Below are 17964 nucleotides of genomic sequence, written 5' to 3' on the forward strand. Positions count from 1 at the left end.
CGGGCGGTGAGAGTTCTCGTCGTGGAGGACTTCGAGGTCCTCGCCCGCTCCATCGGGACCGGGCTGCGCCGCGAGGGCATGGCCGTGGACGTCGTCCTGGACGGGAGCGCCGCCCTCGACCGTCTGGCCGTCACCCGCTACGACGTGGTGATCCTCGACCGTGACCTGCCCGGCGTCCACGGGGACGAGATCTGCCGGCGGCTCGCCCAGGGCCGTTGCGAGAGCCGCGTGCTGATGCTCACCGCCTCCGGCACGATCGAGGACCGCGTCGCCGGGCTCGGCCTCGGCGCCGACGACTACCTGCCCAAGCCGTTCGCGTTCGCCGAGCTGGTCGCCCGCGTCCGCGCGCTGGCCCGCCGCGCCACTCCGCCGCTCCCGCCCACCCTGGCGTACGGGGACATCACCCTCGATCCTGCCCGCCGTACCGTGTTCCGGGGCGGCCGGCGTCTTGAGCTGAGCCCACGGGAGTTCGCCCTGCTCGAATGCCTGCTGGCCGTGCCCGGCCTGGTCATCTCCGCCGAGGAGCTGCTGGAGCGCGTCTGGGACGAGGCCGCCGACCCGTTCAGCAGCGCCGTCAAGCACACCGTGCACCGGCTGCGGGCCAAGCTCGGCGATCCGCCCGTGATCGAGACCGTCCGCGAAGGCGGCTACCGCATCGGGCCGTCATGATCTCCCGGCAGCTGGCCAGAAGGTCCTTGCAGAGGCGGCTCGCCCTCGCCTACGCGGCGGGCGTCTACGCCGCCGGAGTCCTCGTGCTCGTCGTCGTCGACCTCCCGCTCGCCACCGTCCAGGCGACCAGGCCCGCGGGCCGTCCCTCGGCGAGCACGGCGGCCGCCGCGGCCGGGCCCGGGATCAGCCTGCCCCAGCTCTTCGTGGGCTCCGCCGTCGCCCTCGTCCTGCTGGTCCCCGTCGCGCTGGCCCTCGGCTGGTACGTGGCCGGCCGGTTCCTGCGGCCGCTGCGTACCATCACCGCCACCGCCGAGGTCGTCTCCGCGGGGAACCTCCACCGGCGCCTGGACCTCGGCGAGCCCGTGGACGAGCTGACCGCGCTCGGCCACACCCTCGACGACCTGTTCGCCCGCCTGCAGGCGTCCTTCGAGGCCCAGCGTCACTTCGTCGCGAATGCCTCCCACGAGCTGCGCACCCCGCTCGCGGGCCTGCGTACCCTCCTCGAAGTCGCCCTCGCCGATCCCGACGCCGACGCCGGCGCCCTGCGCGCGGCCTGCCATGAGGCGCTGGCCCTCGGCGGGCACCAGGAGCGGCTGGTCGAGGCGCTGCTCGCCCTGGCCACCAGCGAGCGCGGCGTCACCCGCTGGGACACCCTCGACCTCGCCCACATCGTCGAAGGAGCGCTCGCCACCCGCCGCGGCCGGGCGTCGGAGAAGGGCATCGACCTCGCCGACCACCTGGCGCCCGCCGTGACGGCGGGAGACCCGAAACTGATCGAAAGCCTCGTCGCCAACCTCGTCGACAACGCCGTCCGGCACAACCACGCGGGCGGGCACGTGCGGGTCACCACGCGGACCTCCGGCACGCAGGTGGCCCTCACGGTCGCCAACAGCGGGCCGGTCGTCCCCGAGGACCAGATCGAGCGCCTGTTCCACCCCTTCCAGAGGCTGGCGCCCGATCGTCACGGCCACCGTGACGGCTACGGCCTCGGCCTCGCCATCGTCGACGCCGTCACGCGGGCTCACCGCGCCACCCTCGTCACCCGCGCACGCCCTGAAGGCGGCTTGTCCATCACGGTACGGTTCGCCCACTCACCGAAAGAGTGAGCCGTCCTTGACCCTCACACCGTGTCAGGCGGTCAACTCGGAGCCATCATGTTCACCATCGGAGACTTCGCCCGGCACGGCCGCGTCTCGGTCCGGATGCTGCGTCATTACGACGCGACCGGCCTGCTGCGCCCGGCCCACGTGGATCCGGCCACCGGCTACCGCTACTACACGGCCGCCCAGCTGGCCCGCCTCAACCGCGTCATCGCGCTCAAAGACCTCGGCTTCACCCTCCGGCAGGTCCAGCTGATCCTGGACGAGAAGGTGACCACCGAGGAGCTGCGCGCCATGCTCCGGCTGCGGCGTGCCGAGCTGGAGGCGGCGATGACGGCAGCGGCGGCCCGGCTGGCCCAGGTCGAGGCGAGGCTCCGTTCGATCGAGAGCGAGGGGCAGATGCCCAGCAGCGATGTCGTACTGAAGAGCCTGCCGAGCGTGCGGGTGGCCGAGCTGACCGGATTGGCGCCGGACTTCGACGCCGTCGGCCCGATCATCCAGCCGCTCTACGAGGAGTTGTCCCGGCGTCTGGAGGCGGCGGGCATCGCCCCCTCCGGGCCCGGGATCACCTGCTACGAGGTCGCGCCGGACGGCGGGCTCCTCATCCACGCGGGCGTCGAGGTCTCCGCGCCCCTCGGCGAGGACGACGGGCTGCGGATCGTGGACCTGCCGCCCGTCGAGCAGGCGGCGACGATCATGCACCGCGGCTCGATGGAGACCGTCCTGCCCACCGTCCAGACCCTCGGCCGCTGGATCGACGCCAACGGTTACCGCTCGACCGGCTACCCCCGCGAGATCAACCTTGCATGCCCGGACGACCGCGACGGGTGGGTGACCGAGCTCCAGGAGCCGGTCATCGTCACAGATCGACCGCGACCTCGTGGTGAGTGACGCGTTCGTCCCATCGGGTCAGAGCTCGGCGGGCCGCGTCTTCGACGACGGCCCGCTCCGGGTCCTCTCCGGCGAACGCGCGCACGTCGTCCATGCCGGTGAAGAACGTGATGGAGGTGAACATCACTTCTTGATCGTCGTCGTGGCGCAGCAGGCGGGCGCCGCGGAAGCCGGTGACCTGCTGGAGATGCTCGGCCACTTCGGACTCGTAGTGGCGCTGGTAGTCGTCGGCCGTCGCGGTCGAGGCCCATCCTCGCCATACTCGCGCGATCATGCGCTGCACCTGACCTTCCCTGGGCGCCGCCGCGGTGACGACCGGGCCATGACCAACTAGTAGTATTTGTTTTCCTACTCATAGTACTGTGCGGTTGTGCGACGACTCGACGTCCCGAGCCGGATCCCCCCGCCCGCGCAAGGTCACCTGCGACTGGGCGACCGCCCCGACCAGCCCGACGCGATCACCGTGAACGCCCGGCACCTGAGCCGGAGGGGCAAGCCGTGGTTCCCGATCACGGGGGAGTTCCACTACGGCCGCTACCCGGCGGCCGAGTGGCGGGAAGAGCTGGTGAAGGTGCGGGCGGGCGGGGTGACGGTCGTCTCCACGTACGTCTTCTGGAACCTGCACGAGGAGCGGCGCGGCGTCTTCGACTGGAGCGGCGACCGCGACCTGCGCCGGTTCGTGGCCACCTGTGCCGAGCTGGGGCTCGATGTGGTGGTGCGGATCGGGCCGTGGGGGCATGGCGAGTCGCGCAACGGCGGCTTCCCCGACTGGGTGCTGGAGGCCGGCTGTGTGCCGCGGACCGACGACCCCCGCTACCTCGACCTGGTCCGCCCGCTGTTCGCGCAGATCGGCGCCCAGCTCGCCGGCCTGACCCGCGAGCACGGCGGTCCGGTGGTGGCGGTGCAGGTGGAGAACGAGCTGTACGACCAGCCGGGCCACCTCGTCACGCTCAAGCGCCTCGCCCGGGCGGCGGGCATCGACGCGCCGCTGTGGACGGCGACCGGCTGGGGGCACGCGCGACTGCCGCCTGACGAGGTGATCCCGTTGTTCGGCGGCTACCCGGAGGCCGCATGGGACACCGCCCATGACGGCCGGCCGCGGCAGAGCCGGGCCCACTACTTCTTCGGGCCCGGCCGGGACGACGACTCCATCGGCGCGGACCTGCGCGACACCGAGGTGACCGGCTCGGACGAGAGCCATCTGGCCCGCTACCCGTTCGCCACCTGCGAGCTGGGCGGCGGGATGTACACCTCCTACCATCGCCGGCCGATCGTCGAGGCCGCCGACGTCGCCGCGCTGGGGCTGGTGAAGCTGGGCAGCGGGTCGGTGTGGCAGGGCTACTACATGTACCACGGCGCGTCCCAGAAGATCGGCGCGCTGTCCACGCTGCAGGAGTCGCACGCCACCGGCTACCCCAACGACTGCCCGGTGATCAGCTACGACTTCCAGGCGCCGCTCGGCGAGTACGGCCAGTTCCGCGAGTCCTTCCACCATCTGCGGCTGCAGCATCTGTGGCTGGCCTGTGACGGGCCGGATCTGGCGACGATGACGCTGGTGATGCCGCCGGACGCCCCCGGCGACACCGCCGATCGGGAGACGCTGCGCTGGTGCGTACGCTCCGACGGCCGCTCGGGGTTCTTGTTCGTCAACAACCACCAGCCGGTCGAGCCCCTGCCCGCCCACGAGGAGGTGCGGTTCGCGGTCGAGCTGGACGGCCGCGAGCTCGTCGTGCCGCGTGAGCCGGTGACCGTGCCGTCCGGGGCGTATTTCGTCTGGCCGCTCGCGCGTCCGGTCGGCGGCAGCCTGCTGCTGAGCGCCACCGCACAGCCCATGGGGGTGCTGGACGCCGACGAGCCGGTCCACGTCTTCTGTCAGACCGCCGGCATCCCGGTGGAGCTCGTCTTCGACGCCGCCACCGTCGCCGAGGTCGAGGGTCCGGCGACCGTGGAGCACGAGGCCGGCCGCCTCGTGATCACCGATCTCGTGCCGGGGCCCGGTTGCCTGGTGCGGGTGCGCGACGCGTCCGGCGCCCGCGCGGCCGTCCTGGTCCTGGACGCCGCCGGCGCCCTGACCGCGGCCCGGGGAGCGCTGTGGGGGGCTGACCGGCTGGTGCTGAGCGAGCGGCCGGTGGTGATCGAGGAAGGCCGCCTGGTGGTCTACGGGCAGGGCTCCTCCGGCGTGCGGGTCCACCCCGCTCCGGACTTCGCGGCGCGGACCGACGGCGTGTTCGGCCTGCTGTCGGTGCCCGCCGCCGGTCAGGTGCCCGAGGTGAAGGTGGAGCAGGTCAGGCAGGCGGGCCCGGCCCGGCGGCCGGTGATCGATCCTGCCTCCGGACGGGCCTCCGCGCCCACCGACGCGGACTTCGAGCAGGCCGCGGTGTACCGCGTCACCGTCCCCGTGGAGGCTTTCGCGGGGGAGGAGGAGGTGCTGCTGCGGCTGGACTGGGTCGGCGACGCGGGCCGTGCCCACGTCGGCGGCCGGCTGGTGGCCGACCAGTTCTGGTACGGCCCGGCCTGGGAGATCGGGCTGCGCCGCTTCCGCGAGGAGATCCTGGAGCACGGCATCGAGGTACGGCTGCTGCCGCTGAGGGAGGACGCCCCCGTGTTCGTCTCGCCGAAGGCGCGGCCCGCCGCCTACCCCGGCGGCTCCGTCCTGGAGCTGCGTTCGGTCACCCTCGTCCCGGCGCCCCGCACCGTGATCAGCGAGGACGGGCGATGACGACGCTGGACGAGGCTCTGGCCGCTCTGCCCGTCATCGCCATCATCAGAGCCGCCGGCTCCCGCCATCTCGACGCCGTGCTGGAGACGCTCGCCGGCGCCGGCGTCCGCGCGGTGGAGGTCACCATGACGACTCCCGGCGCGGCCGAGGCCATCCGGCGGGCGGCCGGGGGCGGGCTGCCGGGGGTGGCGGTCGGGGCCGGCACCGTGCTCGACGCGGCCTCGGCACGCCAGGCCGTGGACGCCGGCGCCGGCTACCTGATCACACCGGCTGTGCTGCCCGAGGTGATCGGGGAAGGGCGGCGGCTCGGCGTCCCCGTCCTGCCGGGGGCGTTCACGCCGACGGAGATCGTACAGGCGTGGTCGCACGGGGCCGCCATGGTCAAGGTCTTCCCCGCGGGTGCGGCGGGCGGCCCCGGCTACGTCAAGGACGTGCGGGCCCCGTTGCCGCACATCCCGCTGGTGCCGACCGGCGGCATCCGGATCGAGGACGTGCCGGGCTACCTGCGGGCCGGGGCGCGGGCCGTGGGGATGGGCTCACCGCTGCTGGGCGAGGCGTGCGCGGACGGCGACACGGCGGCGCTGGCCGCCCGCGCCGAGCGGCTGGTCGGGATCGTCAGGGGCTCGGATGGGTGAGGCGGTCACTTCGGGTGAGCGTGCACCTTCTTGGCCAGGTCGACGTCCGCGATGGAGCGTTCGATGAGCGCCCGCATCGCGGTCTCGGCCGCCTTCGGCCGCTGCCTGCGTACGGCGAGCAGCACCTCAGCGTGCTTGTCGGTGGATTCGCTGGTGAGCGTCGCGTGCACGAACTGGTCACGCAGCCGCAGCCCCGCCTCGATCGCGGTGGCCATCCGCGCCATCAGCTCGTTGCGGGCGGCGCGCAGCAGGGCGTGGTGGAAGGCCAGGTCGGCCTCCACGTGATCGGCGGCCGGCCGGCCCGCCGCGGTCCGCATGGCGGCCAACGCGTCCTCCAGGTCGGCCAGGTCGCGATCGGTGCGGCGCTGGGCCGCCATGCGCGCCACCGCCGGCTCGACGGTCAGCCGCACCTCGCCCAGCTCGTCCAGGAACGTCTCGTCCACGCGGTCGGCGAAGCGCCAGCGCAGCACGTCGGCGTCCAGGAGCGCCCAGTGCTCGCGCGGCGCGACGAAGGTGCCTCGCCTGGGCCGGGCTCCCACCAGGCCCTTGGCGGCCAGCACGCGCAGCGCCTCGCGCACGGCGGTCCTGCTCACGGAGAAACGCTCCTGCAGCGCCGCCATGTCGAGGTCGTCGTCAGGGGAGATGTCGCCGTTGACGATGGCGGCGCCCAGGGTGTTGACCACCCGGTCGTGCGCGCCGGCTCTCCCGATCTCCGTCATGGCGGAATCATGCCACGCCCGCGCTCTCCGCGGATCGCCGACACTAAAGCATACTAGTGTCAGAAATAATCGTATTTATCCAGGGAGCCGACCTCTTGTCCACGTTGACCATCACGCTGTGGGACTTCACCTGGTACACCAGGACCGGCCCAGGAGAGCCGTTCGAGGACCTGGACCGGGCCTTCACCGAGGCGGTGGCGCGCGGGTACAACACCGTGCGCGTCTGCGCCATGCCGTACCTGCTGTTCGGATCCGGGCTGGACACCTCCGCGCTGACCTTCGCCCCCTTCGGCCGCGGCTACGGCCTCGGCACCCGCTGGTACGACGTGCGGGAGAGCACGACGCTGGACGGCCGCGCGCACCTGCTGGCGCTGTTCAGGGCCGCCCGGCGGCACGGCTGCCAGGTGATCGTCTCCTCCTGGGAGTACCAGCAGAGCTCCGGCTTCCTGGCCGATCCCGCCTGGTACGAGGCCCTGCGCGCGGTGCCGCCCGAGCGGCGCGCGAACGCGCTGGCCGAGGCCCTCGCCGACCTGGTGGACTTCGTGGCCGGGCACGGCCTCGCCGAGCAGATCGCGTTCGTCGAGCTGCACAACGAGGTCCAGGCCGGCCGGCTCACCGAAGCGCTCGCCCCCGGCGAGTCCCCGGTGCTCGGCCTGCGGCCCTACCTGGAGAAGGCCGTCGACGCGTTCAAGACCCGGCACCCGGACACGCCCGTGACGGTGAACTACGCCCAGGTGCCGCACGCCGAGCTGCGCGGCATCCCCGCCAACATCGACGTCGCCGTCTTCCACCCCTACGTCCACGGCGTCCTCGACGAGCTCATCGACACCTTCGCGCTGCGCGACGCCGCCGTGCCGTTCCCGCAGGAGCGCGCCCGGCGGGAGCTGCTCCGCCCGGACGCCCCCGACCTGGCGGACTGGCATCCGGAGCAGCGGTGGCGCAGCGCGGCCACGGTGGTGTCGGCCCGCGAGGTGTACCTCCACGACTGGTGCGACCCGGCCCGCTTCGACCGCTGGCTGTACGACCGGCACGCCGGCTACCGCCACGCCATGGAAGAGAGGCTGCGCATCTGGATCGAGGTGGCCGCCGACTGGTCCGCCGCCCGCGAGCTGCCCCTGGTGTTCGGCGAGGGCTGGGTCGGCTACACCCCGCTGCGCGCCACCTTCGAGGAAGGGCCCGTAGGAGCAGGGATCTGCCTGGACGCCGTGCGGCAGGCCCGGCACGCCGGCGCGTGGGGCACCGTGGTCTGCTCGAACGCGGCCCCCCACCATCCGATGTGGGCCGATGTGGACCTGCAGGTCACCGCCAACACGCTGTTCGCGGGGCGGCGATGAACGGCCGCTTCGAGGGGAGGACGGCCCTGGTCACCGGCGCCGCCTCGGGCATCGGCGCGGCCACCGCCCGCCGCCTGGCCGCCGAGGGAGCACGGGTGCTGGTGGCCGACATCGCCGGCGAGCGGGGCCGCGACGTCGCCGCCGCGATCGGGGAGCGGGCCGCCTTCGTGCGCCTGGACGTCTCCTCCGCCCGCGACTGGGCCGCCGCCTTAGAGGAGGTGCGTGATCGGTTCGGCCGTCTGGACGTGCTGCACGCCAACGGTCCCGGCCGGGTCGTGCCCGCCCGTCCCGTGCACGAGCTGCCGGAGGCGGACTGGGACCTGCAGATCGACGTCACCCTCAAGGCCGCCTACCTGGCGGCGCGCACGTTCTGCCCGCTGCTGGCCGAGACGTCCGGCGCCCTGGTCATCACCTCCTCGGTGCACGCCAGGACCGGCATCCCGGGCTGCGCGCCGTACGCCGCCGCCAAGGGCGGCCTGCAGTCGCTGACCCGGCAGCTCGCCGTCGAGTACGCCCCTCAGGTGCGCGTCAACGCGGTCGTCCCCGGCCCGATCATGAGCCCCGCCTGGGACGGCATCGACGAGCAGGGCCGGGCCGCCACCATCGCCGAGACCCCGGCAGGCCGCTTCGGCACCCCCGACGAGGTGGCCGCCGCCGTCGCCTTCCTCGCCGCGCCGGAGGCCTCCTTCATCACCGGCGCCTGCCTCAACGTCGACGGCGGCTGGAGCGTCTCCACCACGTCCTCCTAGATCGGAGCCCCATGAAGATCGTCTCCATGGACACCTTCCTCGTCCCGCCCCGCTGGCTGTTCCTGCGCGTCCGCACCGACGAGGGCGTCACCGGCTGGGGCGAGCCGGTCGTCGAAGGCCGGGCCGAGACCGTACGGGCCGCCGTCGCCGAGCTGGCCGACTACCTGATCGGCGCGGACCCGCTCCGCATCGAGGACCACTGGCAGGTCCTCACCAAGGGTGGCTTCTACCGGGGCGGGCCGGTGCTGTCCAGCGCGGTCGCCGGCATCGACCAGGCGCTGTGGGACATCGCCGGCAAAGCCGCCGGCCTGCCCGTGCACCAGCTGCTCGGCGGCCCGGTACGCGAGAAGGTCCGCATGTACGCCTGGATCGGCGGCGACCGCCCCGCCGAGGTGGCCGAGCTCGCCGCCACCCAGATCGAGGCCGGGTTCACCGCCGTCAAGATGAACGGCTCCGCCGAACTGGCCGCCATCGACACCCCGGCCCGCACCATGGAGGTCGTCCAGCGCGTCGCCGCCGTGCGCGAGGCCATCGGCGAGCACCACGATCTGGTGGTGGACCTGCACGGCCGGGCCTCCACCGCCATGGCGCGGAGGCTGCTGCCGCTGCTGGAGCCGTACCTGCCGCTGTTCGTGGAGGAGGCGGTGCTGCCTGAGCACTCGCGCAACCTGGCCGCGCTCGCCGCGAGCACCTCGATCCCGCTCGCGACCGGCGAGCGGTTGTTCTCGCGGTGGGACTTCCGCGAGGTCATCGGGCACGGCATCGCGGTGGCCCAGCCGGACGTGAGCCACGCCGGCGGGATCTCGGAGGTACGCCGGATCGCCGCGATGGCCGAGACCTACGACGTGACCATGGCCCCGCACTGCCCGCTCGGCCCCGTCTCGCTGGCCGCCAGCCTGCAACTGGCCTTCGCCGTCCCCAACTTCCTCATCCAGGAGCAGAGCGTCGGCATCCACTACAACGAGGGCAACGACGTCCTGGACCATCTCGTCGATCCCGCCCCGCTGACCTTCCCCGGCGGGTACGCCACCCGCACCACCCGCCCCGGCCTCGGCATCGAGATCGACGAGGCCGAGGTGGAGCGGATGGCGCGGCAGGGCCACCGCTGGCGCAGCCCGGTGTGGCGGCACGCCGACGGCTCCTTCGCCGAGTGGTGACACTCACCAGGTGACCTCGGCCGGTACGGCCAGACGCAGGGTGGTGCTCTGGAAGATCATGACGAGCGCTATGGTGGCGCATGATCAGCAAGCCTCCCGGATGGCTGTACCTCACGGCGCTCTCCGCCATAGCCTGCGTCATTCTGTACTGGGCCAGCGTCCCCCATTGGTACGCCATCGAGATGGTTCTGGTCGCCTTCTTCTTCGGGCTCCCTCTGTATGTGATCTGGCTGGTCCGCTTCGGCTTGGCGGCCAGTCGAGGCGCGGTCGACGGCCGAGTGGGACGCTGGGTGTTGCCCTGGGTCATCGCCGCGGGCGTGGTGGCGGCACTCGTGGTGGACGCGCCCTTCTGGCTGCGATTCACGATCTCGAAACCGAGCATGGAAGCCTACGCTCAAACCGTTACCAGGCAGACAAATCGCGACTTAACCTGTCAATGGGTGGGGTTGTATCGAATATGTGATGCGTTCCCGTACTCGGGATTGGAGAAGAACGCCGAGGACGTCCCCGGCAGTGCTTGCCTGATCGGCAAGGAATGGGCCTTCTACAGCAACACGAACTTCGTCCTGCTGCCGAAGGGCGAACCCGAGGAGACGGCGGACGACACCTACCGGCACCTCACGGGCCACTGGTACGGCTGGCGCGGCTGGGACCCTTTGTAACACCGCGCGGGGCCTTCGGTCGTCAGCCCGAGCCCGGGCCTGGGAGGAGGTCGACGTCGCCCGCGTGCATCGGCTCTCCGCAGTGACTGCAGCGCGGGTCGACATGGCCGATCTGCCCGCAGGCATGGTGGCGGTACAGGATGGGAGGCCCGGCCTCGCCGGCGAGCCAGCGGTCGCCCCACCGCGCCATCACCATGAGCATCTCGACGAGCTCGGTGCCCTTGGCGGTGAGGTGGTACTCGTAGCGGGGGCGGGCGTCGTAGGGCAGCCGCTCGAGCACGCCCTGTTCGACCAGGTGGTTGAGCCGCTCGGTGAGGACCTTGCGGGAGATCCCGAGGTCGGCCTGGATGTGGTCGAAGCGGCGCACCCCGGCCCACACGTCGCGCAGGATCAGTGGCGACCAGGGCTCGCCGATCACGTCCAAGGTACGCGCGATGGAACACGCCATCTCCCCGAACCGTGTTCGCTGCATGGCAGCAATCTAGCAAGCGGGGTTCCCTTACGGAACCTCGGGTGTTACCTTCTCAGAGTCTCTTGAAGGAACCCCGAAAGGCATCCGATGACATTCATCAGGCGCTTCGACCACGTCGGCATCACCGTCGCCGACCTCGACGCCGTGACGGCGTTCTTCGTCGGCCTCGGCCTGGAGGCCGATCCGAAGATGGCCGTCGAAGGCGAGTTCCTGGACACGGTGATCGGCATGACCGATGCCCGCACCGAGATCGTCATGCTGCGACCGCCCGGCGGGGGCACGACGCTGGAGCTCTCGAGTTTCACGCGGCCGGACCACCTCCCGGGTTCGCCTGCCGCGTCGGCCAACGAGCTGGGCCTGCGCAACGTCGCCTTCGAGGTGCACGACCTCCAAGCCGCGGTCGACCACGCCGCGGCCGGCGGCTACGGCCTGGTGGGAGGCATCGGCGAATACGAAGGCATGTGGCGGATGGCCTACGTCCGCGGGCCCGAAGGAATCATCGTCTCGCTGGCCGAGCGCGTCGAGAAGTCGAGAAGTAAGGAGACCTCGTGAGCGCGACCGTGACCGACGAAGAGAGGCCGGCATCGCGATCATGACCGTGCCGGCCGAGGAAGCCGCGGAGATCATGGCCGACGACCCCTGCGTGCGAGCCGGGATGATGCGCTGCGAGGTTCACCCGTGCCACGGCTTCCCCGGAGACGCCGTCACCTAGATGGTGAGGTCCTTCACGTCGAGCTCCCAGGCTCGGCGGATGTCGCTGACCGCGCGCCAGGCGATGCGGGAATCCGTGACGAAGGCGCCCCGCGCCGCCGCCAGCGCGTCGAAGCCGCCCTCCCAAGCTGGTGTTCCCGTGCAGCGTTCCAGGCGGTCGTCGTCCAGGGAGGCGCTGAACGCCTCGCCCACCGTCTGGCAGAAGTAGACATAGGCCGCGTAGTCCACGTGCAGCCGCGTCACCTCCGGGGGTTCGCCGTCGTCTGGGCGCAAGAGCGCGTCCATGAGGTCCTGTGGCGATTTCCCGGTGCCGGCGTCGTGCAGGATCTGTCGGAAGGCGGCGTCCCCGGTCGTGCGCACATCGGCCAGGGCGTGCGTGAACGCCAGAGCCTTGCGTGAGATCTCCTCCTGGACGATCGCGGCGGACACGTCGACGAGCCGGACGGGAACGGCGGGCGTCTCCTCTTGTGTCATCACCAGGAACCGGTCGGCTTCGAGGGCATCCTCATTCCACGACGCGAGGCCTTCGGGGCGGGCGGCCAGGGCCGTGCCGATCTGTACGACCCGCCTGGCGGCCCTGATCAGGTCCCTGGCGATTCCGCCCGACAACACATGGCACAACCCGACGTACGGTTCGCTCAGCCCGATGACCCGGCGGTAGAGGAGCCTGCGGCTCTCCGGGTAGGTGAGCCTGCCGACCCGGACGATCTCGTCGAAGGAGCTGTCGAACGCGTCCCTCAACGGGATGCCGCGCCGCTCGAAGGACACCAGCGCGTCGTCGGAGACCGACACCAGGAAGTAGACGTGTGGGATGCCCAGCACGCCTTTGAGCTCGTTGAGGAACCGTTCGGCCTGTTCGGCGGAGCCGATCTTGTCCAGCTCGTCCACACCGACGAAGACGCGGCCGCCGTGCGCGTGCACCAGGGCGGACACCCGGCGGGCGAATCCGCGGAACTCCTCCACCACTTCCGGGTGGCTGAGCGGCTGCTCCGCGCGGGTCACGCCGCCTGAGAGCTGTCCCTCGGCCCCCAGCGGCAGCCGCAGCGTTCCCGACCAGCCGGTGCTGTGTGACTGCAAGTGCCGGACCCTGACCAGGTTCCGCCGGGCGTCCTGCAGGAGCTTTCCGGCTTGTCGGGCGAAGGTCCGGGAGGCGGCTCCTGCCCGCCGGACGACTCGGCTCACGCCGTAGGCGAATCGAACGGCGCAGATCATCGCGACGAGTACGGCGACGCCGATCGTCCACGGGTTCAGCGCGACGAGCATCAGCGCCGCGACCGCGAGAGCGATGATGATGACACGCGGGGCCGCGGCAGAGGCGACGGCCGCCATCGAGGCGGGCACGACCAGCCATCGCCGCCACGACCGCCTGCGCGCGATCGGGGCGAAAACGGAGATGACATGCCGGCAGAACACGGCGAACAGATGCAGGACAAAGTCGCGGGCGGCGTAGTCGACCGGCGCCGCCACGAGACAGCGCACATCCGCCGGCGGCGATTCCATCAGCCGGACGTCCCGGGCTCCGAGCTGCTCCGGTTTGCGGGGAGGCCGCCCGCAGTAGTGACCGACGATGGTCGACTTGCCCGATCCGCGCGGTCCCGCGATGCCCAGGCTGATGCCCGTCATGTTGGTGATCAGGCTTTCGACTGCGACGGCGGCGCGGGTGGGGACCTCGTAGAGGCTGTCATGGATCTCGCTCAGCCCCGGACTGCTGGTCACACCGAACGCCCGGTCGAACCGGTACGCGCGAAGGAGGTTGATCCTCGTTCGCACCTGCCCCAGGAGCTCGTACCGGGCCAGCCGCTTCATGAGCGCGTCGCGCTCGCTGCCGGCCCCCGGGGCCAGATCGCCCTGAAAGACGCGTCGCCCGAGTCGGCGGCGTCGCAGCAGCAGAACCCCTGACGCCGCGCCGCCCGCTACCAAGGTCGTGCCGCCGGCCCAGAACAAGATCCAGCCCCATGACCACCACCAGACCGTGGCAAGGCCGCCGGCGATGAGCGCCGCTCCCGCGAACAGGAGCGTCCGGCCGGCCCGTCGCACTATCGCATCGAGGTCACCGTCGTACACCGTTGACGTTCTCGAGGCCATGTAGGCCGCGAATTCCTCCGGCGCGAGAGCAAGGACCTGCCCGGCGTCGGAGACCAGCATGTGACGCATCTGGTTGGCGGACACGCCGACCTCGTCCAGCGCACTGCGGATCTCGTCTTTCCCCAGCACCTCCGTCAGCGCGTGCATGTACATGTCGAACAGCACGATGTCGTCTGCGAGCGGGTTGTGATCGGCTCGCATGAGCGTCAGAAGGTCATTCCACAGCCGGCGCCCACAGCGAGCGCGGGCAGGAAAGGCGCCGTCACAACATGGTTCGCCATGCCTCCATGATGGTCTCAGCAGATGCGAGCGCCTAGCCCTCTCGAAGCAGAACTCCTCTTGACCGGGCATGCGGCCGGCCTCACCTTCAAGGCAGGGGCGTGCACCCGGACATGGCGTCTGGCCGGAGCTTCCTGCACGTTCGAACCAGCGGGGTAGGCGCGACCGAGCCGGTTCCGGTTCACCACACTGTGACTTGGGGGTGGTCAAAGAGCTGAATCGGTGCATCTGGCGGCCACGGCGGGCACCTCGGGCGTCGTGGACCGGTCCGGCCGGGTGTCGGTCTCGACCCTCATCCCCGGCTGGACGGGGCTCGACCTCGGCGGCCAGGTGGGGCGATGGTTCGGCTGCCTCGGGTTCGCGGCCAACGACGCCAACCTCGCGGCCGTCGCCGAGCACTGGCGGGGCAGCGCACGCCACGTCGAGGACCTGGTCTACGTGCTTTCCGGATACCGGGCGGGACACGGCCTGCTGCTCGACGGCCGCCTGCGCACCGGCCGCACCGGCAGCGCCGGCGAGCTGGGCGGACTGCCGCTCACCGGCTGGGAGGACGCGTCGGTCATGCTCTCCGAGACGGGACGGGACGCGGAGGAGATCTTCCAGGCGGCACGGGCGGGCGACGAGCAGGCACTCACGGTGGTGGACCGGCTCGCCTGCGGGCTCGCGCGCGGCGCGTCGGCGCTCGTGCTCGTCGTGGACCCCGAGCTGGTCGTCGTGGGCGGCGGATTCTCACGCGGGGGCGAGTTGCTGCTCGACCGGATGCGGGCCCACCTGGCCGAGATGTGCCTCAACCCTCCCGAGGTCGCACTGTCCACGTTCGGGGAGGAGAGCATCGCGCTCAGCGCGGTACGCATGGCACTCGACCACGTCGAGCAGGAGCGTCTCGACCTGTGACAGGGGCGGCGCCGGAGCCCTGTACGGCCTTGCTCGGCGCGCCGCACGGTCGAGCGGCGCGGGTGCGACGGTTGCGTCCGAAGCGTGCCGGCAGCTGCTGCTTCATCACTGCCTGGCTGTGGTCCCTGTACACCACACGCGCCTGCCTGAACGGGAACCATGTCCACCGCCACGCTCGCACGACCCACCGCGGTGAGGAGATCCTCGCGCGTCGCGCGCTACGGTGAGCGATGTGGAGGATGCCGAGAGTGATGATCGGTCCGCTTCGCCGGTAGGCGGTCCTGACGATCCCGGTTTCGCGGCGGGAGCCCGGCTGAGGCGTTTACGCGTTCGCCACGGGTTGTCGTTGCGTGAGCTGTCCCGGCTGACCCATTACAGCAAGGGCTATCTCAGCAAGATCGAGACTTCGGAGAAGCCCCTGACGGTCGACGTGGCGCGCAGGTGCGACGAAGTGCTGGAGACCGGCGGCGTGCTGACCGCGCTGGCGCGCGACGAACCCGAGGGCCGTGCACGAAAGACCACCCTTGCGACGGATCAGCCGTCTGCCGTCGGCCCCCCGCTACGCCAGGCGGTGACGCACACTCTTCCACGGCACGCCGCGGCCTTCACCGGACGTGAGGACGAGCTACGACGATTGCTGAGCGCGGCAGAGGACGCTGCCGCCTCCGTCGCCATCTGGACCATCGACGGCATGCCGGGGGTGGGTAAGAGCGCCCTGGCGGTCCGCGCCGCGCACCTGCTTGCTCCTGCCTTCCCCGACGGGCGACTGTTCGTCGAGCTCCACGGCCACAGCCCGGGGTTGCGCCCCGCCGATCCCACCGACGTCCTGGCCGGCCTGCTGGCCTCCACGGGAATGGCTCCGGGTGACATCCCATCCGGGCTCGGCGCGCGAGCCGCGCGGTGGCGCGACCGGCTGGCCGGCCGGAAGGTCCTGCTCGTCCTGGACGACGCCGCCGATCGTGACCAGGTGGAGCCGCTGCTTCCGGGCGCTGCCGGATGCATGGTGATGATCACCAGCCGGCGACGGCTGGTGGCCCTCGACGGAGCCGTCCCCGTGTCGCTGGAGATCCTGCCGCCCGCTTCGGCGGTGGAACTGTTCGCCAGGCTGGCTCATCGCGGCCCGCTCACCGATGCCGAGAGCAGCGCGGTGGCCGACCTGGTCGCCCGATGCGGTCATCTGCCTCTGGCCATCGCGCTGCTGGCCGGGCGCCTGGCCCACCATCCTGCATGGTCCGTCGCCGACTTCGCGGCCGGTTGCACGGCCGAGCTCGGCGAGCTGGCCGTCGGTGACCGCGGGGTGGCCGCCGCCTTCGAGATGTCCTACAGCGCCCTGCCGCCCGAGCGGCAGCGCCTGTTCCGATGCCTCGGCCTGCATCCCGGCGCCGACATCGACGCCTACGCCGCAGCGGCGCTGACCGGCCGCTCTGTCCAGCGTGTCCGCGCCGACCTCGAGGCCATGTACACCGATCATCTGCTCGACGAGCCCGTGTACGGCCGCTACCGTCCCCACGACCTGCTCCGCGAGTACGCACGGACGCTCACCGCCCGCGACGACCCGGCCGAGGACCGCGCCCGGTCCGTGGCCCGGCTGCTCGACTACTACGAGCACACGGCCCGGATCGCGGGCGGCCTGCTCATCCGCTTCGCCCGCAACGCCTCCCCGGACGTGGTCGCCGCCCCTGCCGCCGCGCCTGCCCTGCCCGATCGGGCCGCCGCCCTGACCTGGATGCGGGCCGAGCAGGCCAACCTCCTGGCCTGCCTTGCTCACGCCACCGCCCTTGGCCGTCATCGGCGCGTGGTCAGCCTGACCTCTGCTCTGGCGCCCTGGCTGCTGCTGGACGGCCCATGGGAGCAGGCCGCCGTTCTGCACCGCGCAGCCTGCGCCGTGGCCGGGGACTGCGGAGACCCCGCCGCACAGGCCACCGCTCTGCAGGACCTTGCCCGTGTCTGCTACATGCTCGGCGAGTACGGCGAGGCGAGAGCGGTGGAGGAGCATGCCCTGGCACTGGTGCGGCGGCTCGGCGACCGTTTCGGTGAGGCCACCGCGCTGCAGATCCTCGCCCGCCTCGACATCCTGGACGGCGACCCTGCCTCGGCGGCTGACGCGCTGGAACGGCAGCTGGACATCGTCGGCGAGCTCGGCCACCGGCCCGGCGAGGCGAGTGCTCTGCAGGACCTCGCGCGGGTACGCGCCATGACCGGCGAATACGCGGAAGCCGAACGCCTCCAGGCGCGTGCGCTGGCGTCCTACCGGGACTTGGGCGACTCCCTGGGAGAGGCGACGGCGCTGTTCGAGCTGGGCCGGCTCCGGCGGATGACGGCGCAGCACGCGGCGGCCACGCAGCTGCTGGAACACGTGTTGCATCTCTACCGCAACCTCGGTGATCCGCTGGGCCAGGCCAACTGCCTCCAGGAACTGGGCAGGCTCCATCATCGGTCCGGAGATCATCATCGGGCCGCCGAACTCCTGGAGCGGGCCCTGGGCTGGTATCGCGACGCCGGCGACGTTCACGGTGAGGCCGAAGCGCTGAACAGCCGAGCGGCGCTGCTCGCCGACACCGTCGGTCCCTCGCAGGCCCTGCCTGGACACCGAGAGGCGTTGACGCTCGCCCGCCGGGCGCGCATCCGGATGGAGGAGGCCCGCGCCCTGGAGGGCATCGCCCGCTGCCTGGCGGTGCGGGGCGAGCGGGCCGGGGCGCTCACCGTCCTGGCCGAAGCAGTGTCGCTGTACCGACGCATCGGCACACCCGAAGCGGGCCGCGCCGCGGACCTCTTGAAAGAGTTGACGGCTTCGCGGTGACGCACCCATCCCCGAATCCGGGCGAACCTCAGCTGCGGCAGCCGCCTGACGGACGGAACATTTCTGCGAGGCTGTGTTGATCCGTGGC

16 protein-coding genes are annotated in these 17964 nt (G+C 71.6%); 12 read left to right on the forward strand and 4 right to left on the reverse strand.

Translation table 11 applies throughout. The annotated features are described in order from the left end of the window. Positions 1-6 precede the first annotated feature (6 nt). Genes BMW85_RS38935 through BMW85_RS38945 form a run of 3 tightly spaced genes read left to right on the forward strand, consistent with a single transcriptional unit; the run spans position 7 to position 2660 of the window. Positions 7-669, forward strand: a complete 663-nt coding sequence (locus BMW85_RS38935) for a response regulator transcription factor (protein ID WP_091091909.1) — start codon at positions 7-9, stop codon at positions 667-669. After that, complete coding sequence (locus tag BMW85_RS38940; protein WP_091091910.1) at positions 666-1775, forward strand: sensor histidine kinase; 1110 nt, start codon at positions 666-668, stop codon at positions 1773-1775. The genes BMW85_RS38935 and BMW85_RS38940 overlap by 4 nt, the downstream gene beginning before the upstream one ends. A 48-nt stretch (positions 1776-1823) precedes the next feature. Further along, complete coding sequence (locus BMW85_RS38945) at positions 1824-2660, forward strand: MerR family transcriptional regulator (RefSeq protein ID WP_091091912.1); 837 nt, start codon at positions 1824-1826, stop codon at positions 2658-2660. Here the strand turns inward: BMW85_RS38945 and BMW85_RS38950 are convergent. Beyond that, positions 2629-2934 carry an antibiotic biosynthesis monooxygenase family protein gene (locus BMW85_RS38950; protein ID WP_091091994.1) on the reverse strand — a complete coding sequence of 102 codons (306 nt, stop codon included), beginning with the start codon at positions 2932-2934 and terminating at the stop codon, positions 2629-2631. The genes BMW85_RS38945 and BMW85_RS38950 overlap by 32 nt on opposite strands. Before the next feature lie 96 nt (positions 2935-3030). Here BMW85_RS38950 and BMW85_RS38955 point away from each other — a divergent pair, with 96 nt between their 5' ends. Continuing rightward, positions 3031-5379 carry a beta-galactosidase gene (locus tag BMW85_RS38955; RefSeq protein WP_245775314.1) on the forward strand — a complete coding sequence of 783 codons (2349 nt, stop codon included), beginning with the start codon at positions 3031-3033 and terminating at the stop codon, positions 5377-5379. After that, positions 5376-6014 carry a bifunctional 4-hydroxy-2-oxoglutarate aldolase/2-dehydro-3-deoxy-phosphogluconate aldolase gene (locus BMW85_RS38960; protein WP_091091913.1) on the forward strand — a complete coding sequence of 213 codons (639 nt, stop codon included), beginning with the start codon at positions 5376-5378 and terminating at the stop codon, positions 6012-6014. The genes BMW85_RS38955 and BMW85_RS38960 overlap by 4 nt, the downstream gene beginning before the upstream one ends. A 5-nt stretch (positions 6015-6019) precedes the next feature. Here BMW85_RS38960 and BMW85_RS38965 read toward each other — a convergent pair whose 3' ends face one another. Continuing rightward, a complete protein-coding gene (locus BMW85_RS38965; protein ID WP_091091915.1) occupies positions 6020-6733 on the reverse strand; it encodes a FadR/GntR family transcriptional regulator in 714 nt (237 codons plus the stop codon). Between the two features lie 95 nt (positions 6734-6828). Here BMW85_RS38965 and BMW85_RS38970 point away from each other — a divergent pair, with 95 nt between their 5' ends. The 4 genes from BMW85_RS38970 to BMW85_RS38985 all read left to right on the forward strand — a co-directional run bounded on the left by BMW85_RS38970 (position 6829) and on the right by BMW85_RS38985 (position 10635). Further along, positions 6829-8067, forward strand: coding sequence for a cellulase-like family protein (locus BMW85_RS38970; RefSeq protein WP_091091916.1), 1239 nt, complete (start codon positions 6829-6831; stop codon positions 8065-8067). After that, positions 8064-8816 carry an SDR family NAD(P)-dependent oxidoreductase gene (locus BMW85_RS38975; RefSeq protein WP_091091918.1) on the forward strand — a complete coding sequence of 251 codons (753 nt, stop codon included), beginning with the start codon at positions 8064-8066 and terminating at the stop codon, positions 8814-8816. The genes BMW85_RS38970 and BMW85_RS38975 overlap by 4 nt, the downstream gene beginning before the upstream one ends. A gap of 11 nt (positions 8817-8827) precedes the next feature. Beyond that, positions 8828-9973: a galactonate dehydratase gene (gene dgoD / locus BMW85_RS38980; protein ID WP_091091920.1), complete on the forward strand. Its 1146-nt coding sequence runs from the start codon at positions 8828-8830 to the stop codon at positions 9971-9973. An 80-nt stretch (positions 9974-10053) separates the two neighbouring features. Then, on the forward strand, positions 10054-10635 hold the full coding sequence (locus BMW85_RS38985) for a hypothetical protein (RefSeq protein WP_091091922.1): 582 nt from the start codon (positions 10054-10056) through the stop codon (positions 10633-10635). A 22-nt stretch (positions 10636-10657) separates the two neighbouring features. Here BMW85_RS38985 and BMW85_RS38990 read toward each other — a convergent pair whose 3' ends face one another. Further along, entirely contained in the window at positions 10658-11107 is a 450-nt protein-coding gene (locus BMW85_RS38990; protein ID WP_091091924.1) for a winged helix-turn-helix transcriptional regulator, read from the reverse strand. A gap of 87 nt (positions 11108-11194) precedes the next feature. Between BMW85_RS38990 and BMW85_RS38995 the strand changes: the two genes are divergently transcribed. Beyond that, positions 11195-11659, forward strand: coding sequence for a VOC family protein (locus BMW85_RS38995; protein ID WP_091091925.1), 465 nt, complete (start codon positions 11195-11197; stop codon positions 11657-11659). A 156-nt stretch (positions 11660-11815) separates the two neighbouring features. Here BMW85_RS38995 and BMW85_RS39000 read toward each other — a convergent pair whose 3' ends face one another. Continuing rightward, positions 11816-14254 (reverse strand): hypothetical protein, encoded by a 2439-nt coding sequence (locus BMW85_RS39000; RefSeq protein ID WP_143082558.1) that lies wholly within the window; start codon positions 14252-14254, stop codon positions 11816-11818. A gap of 150 nt (positions 14255-14404) precedes the next feature. On the opposite strand from BMW85_RS39000, the gene BMW85_RS39005 reads away from it, so the two are divergent. Next, positions 14405-15076, forward strand: a complete 672-nt coding sequence (locus BMW85_RS39005) for an ROK family protein (protein ID WP_091091929.1) — start codon at positions 14405-14407, stop codon at positions 15074-15076. A 232-nt stretch (positions 15077-15308) separates the two neighbouring features. Beyond that, positions 15309-17876, forward strand: a complete 2568-nt coding sequence (locus BMW85_RS39010) for an ATP-binding protein (RefSeq protein ID WP_281249667.1) — start codon at positions 15309-15311, stop codon at positions 17874-17876. The last annotated feature ends 88 nt before the right edge of the window (positions 17877-17964 follow it).

This window comes from Nonomuraea wenchangensis (assembly GCF_900111685.1).
Classification (GTDB): Bacteria; Actinomycetota; Actinomycetes; order Streptosporangiales; family Streptosporangiaceae; genus Nonomuraea; species Nonomuraea wenchangensis.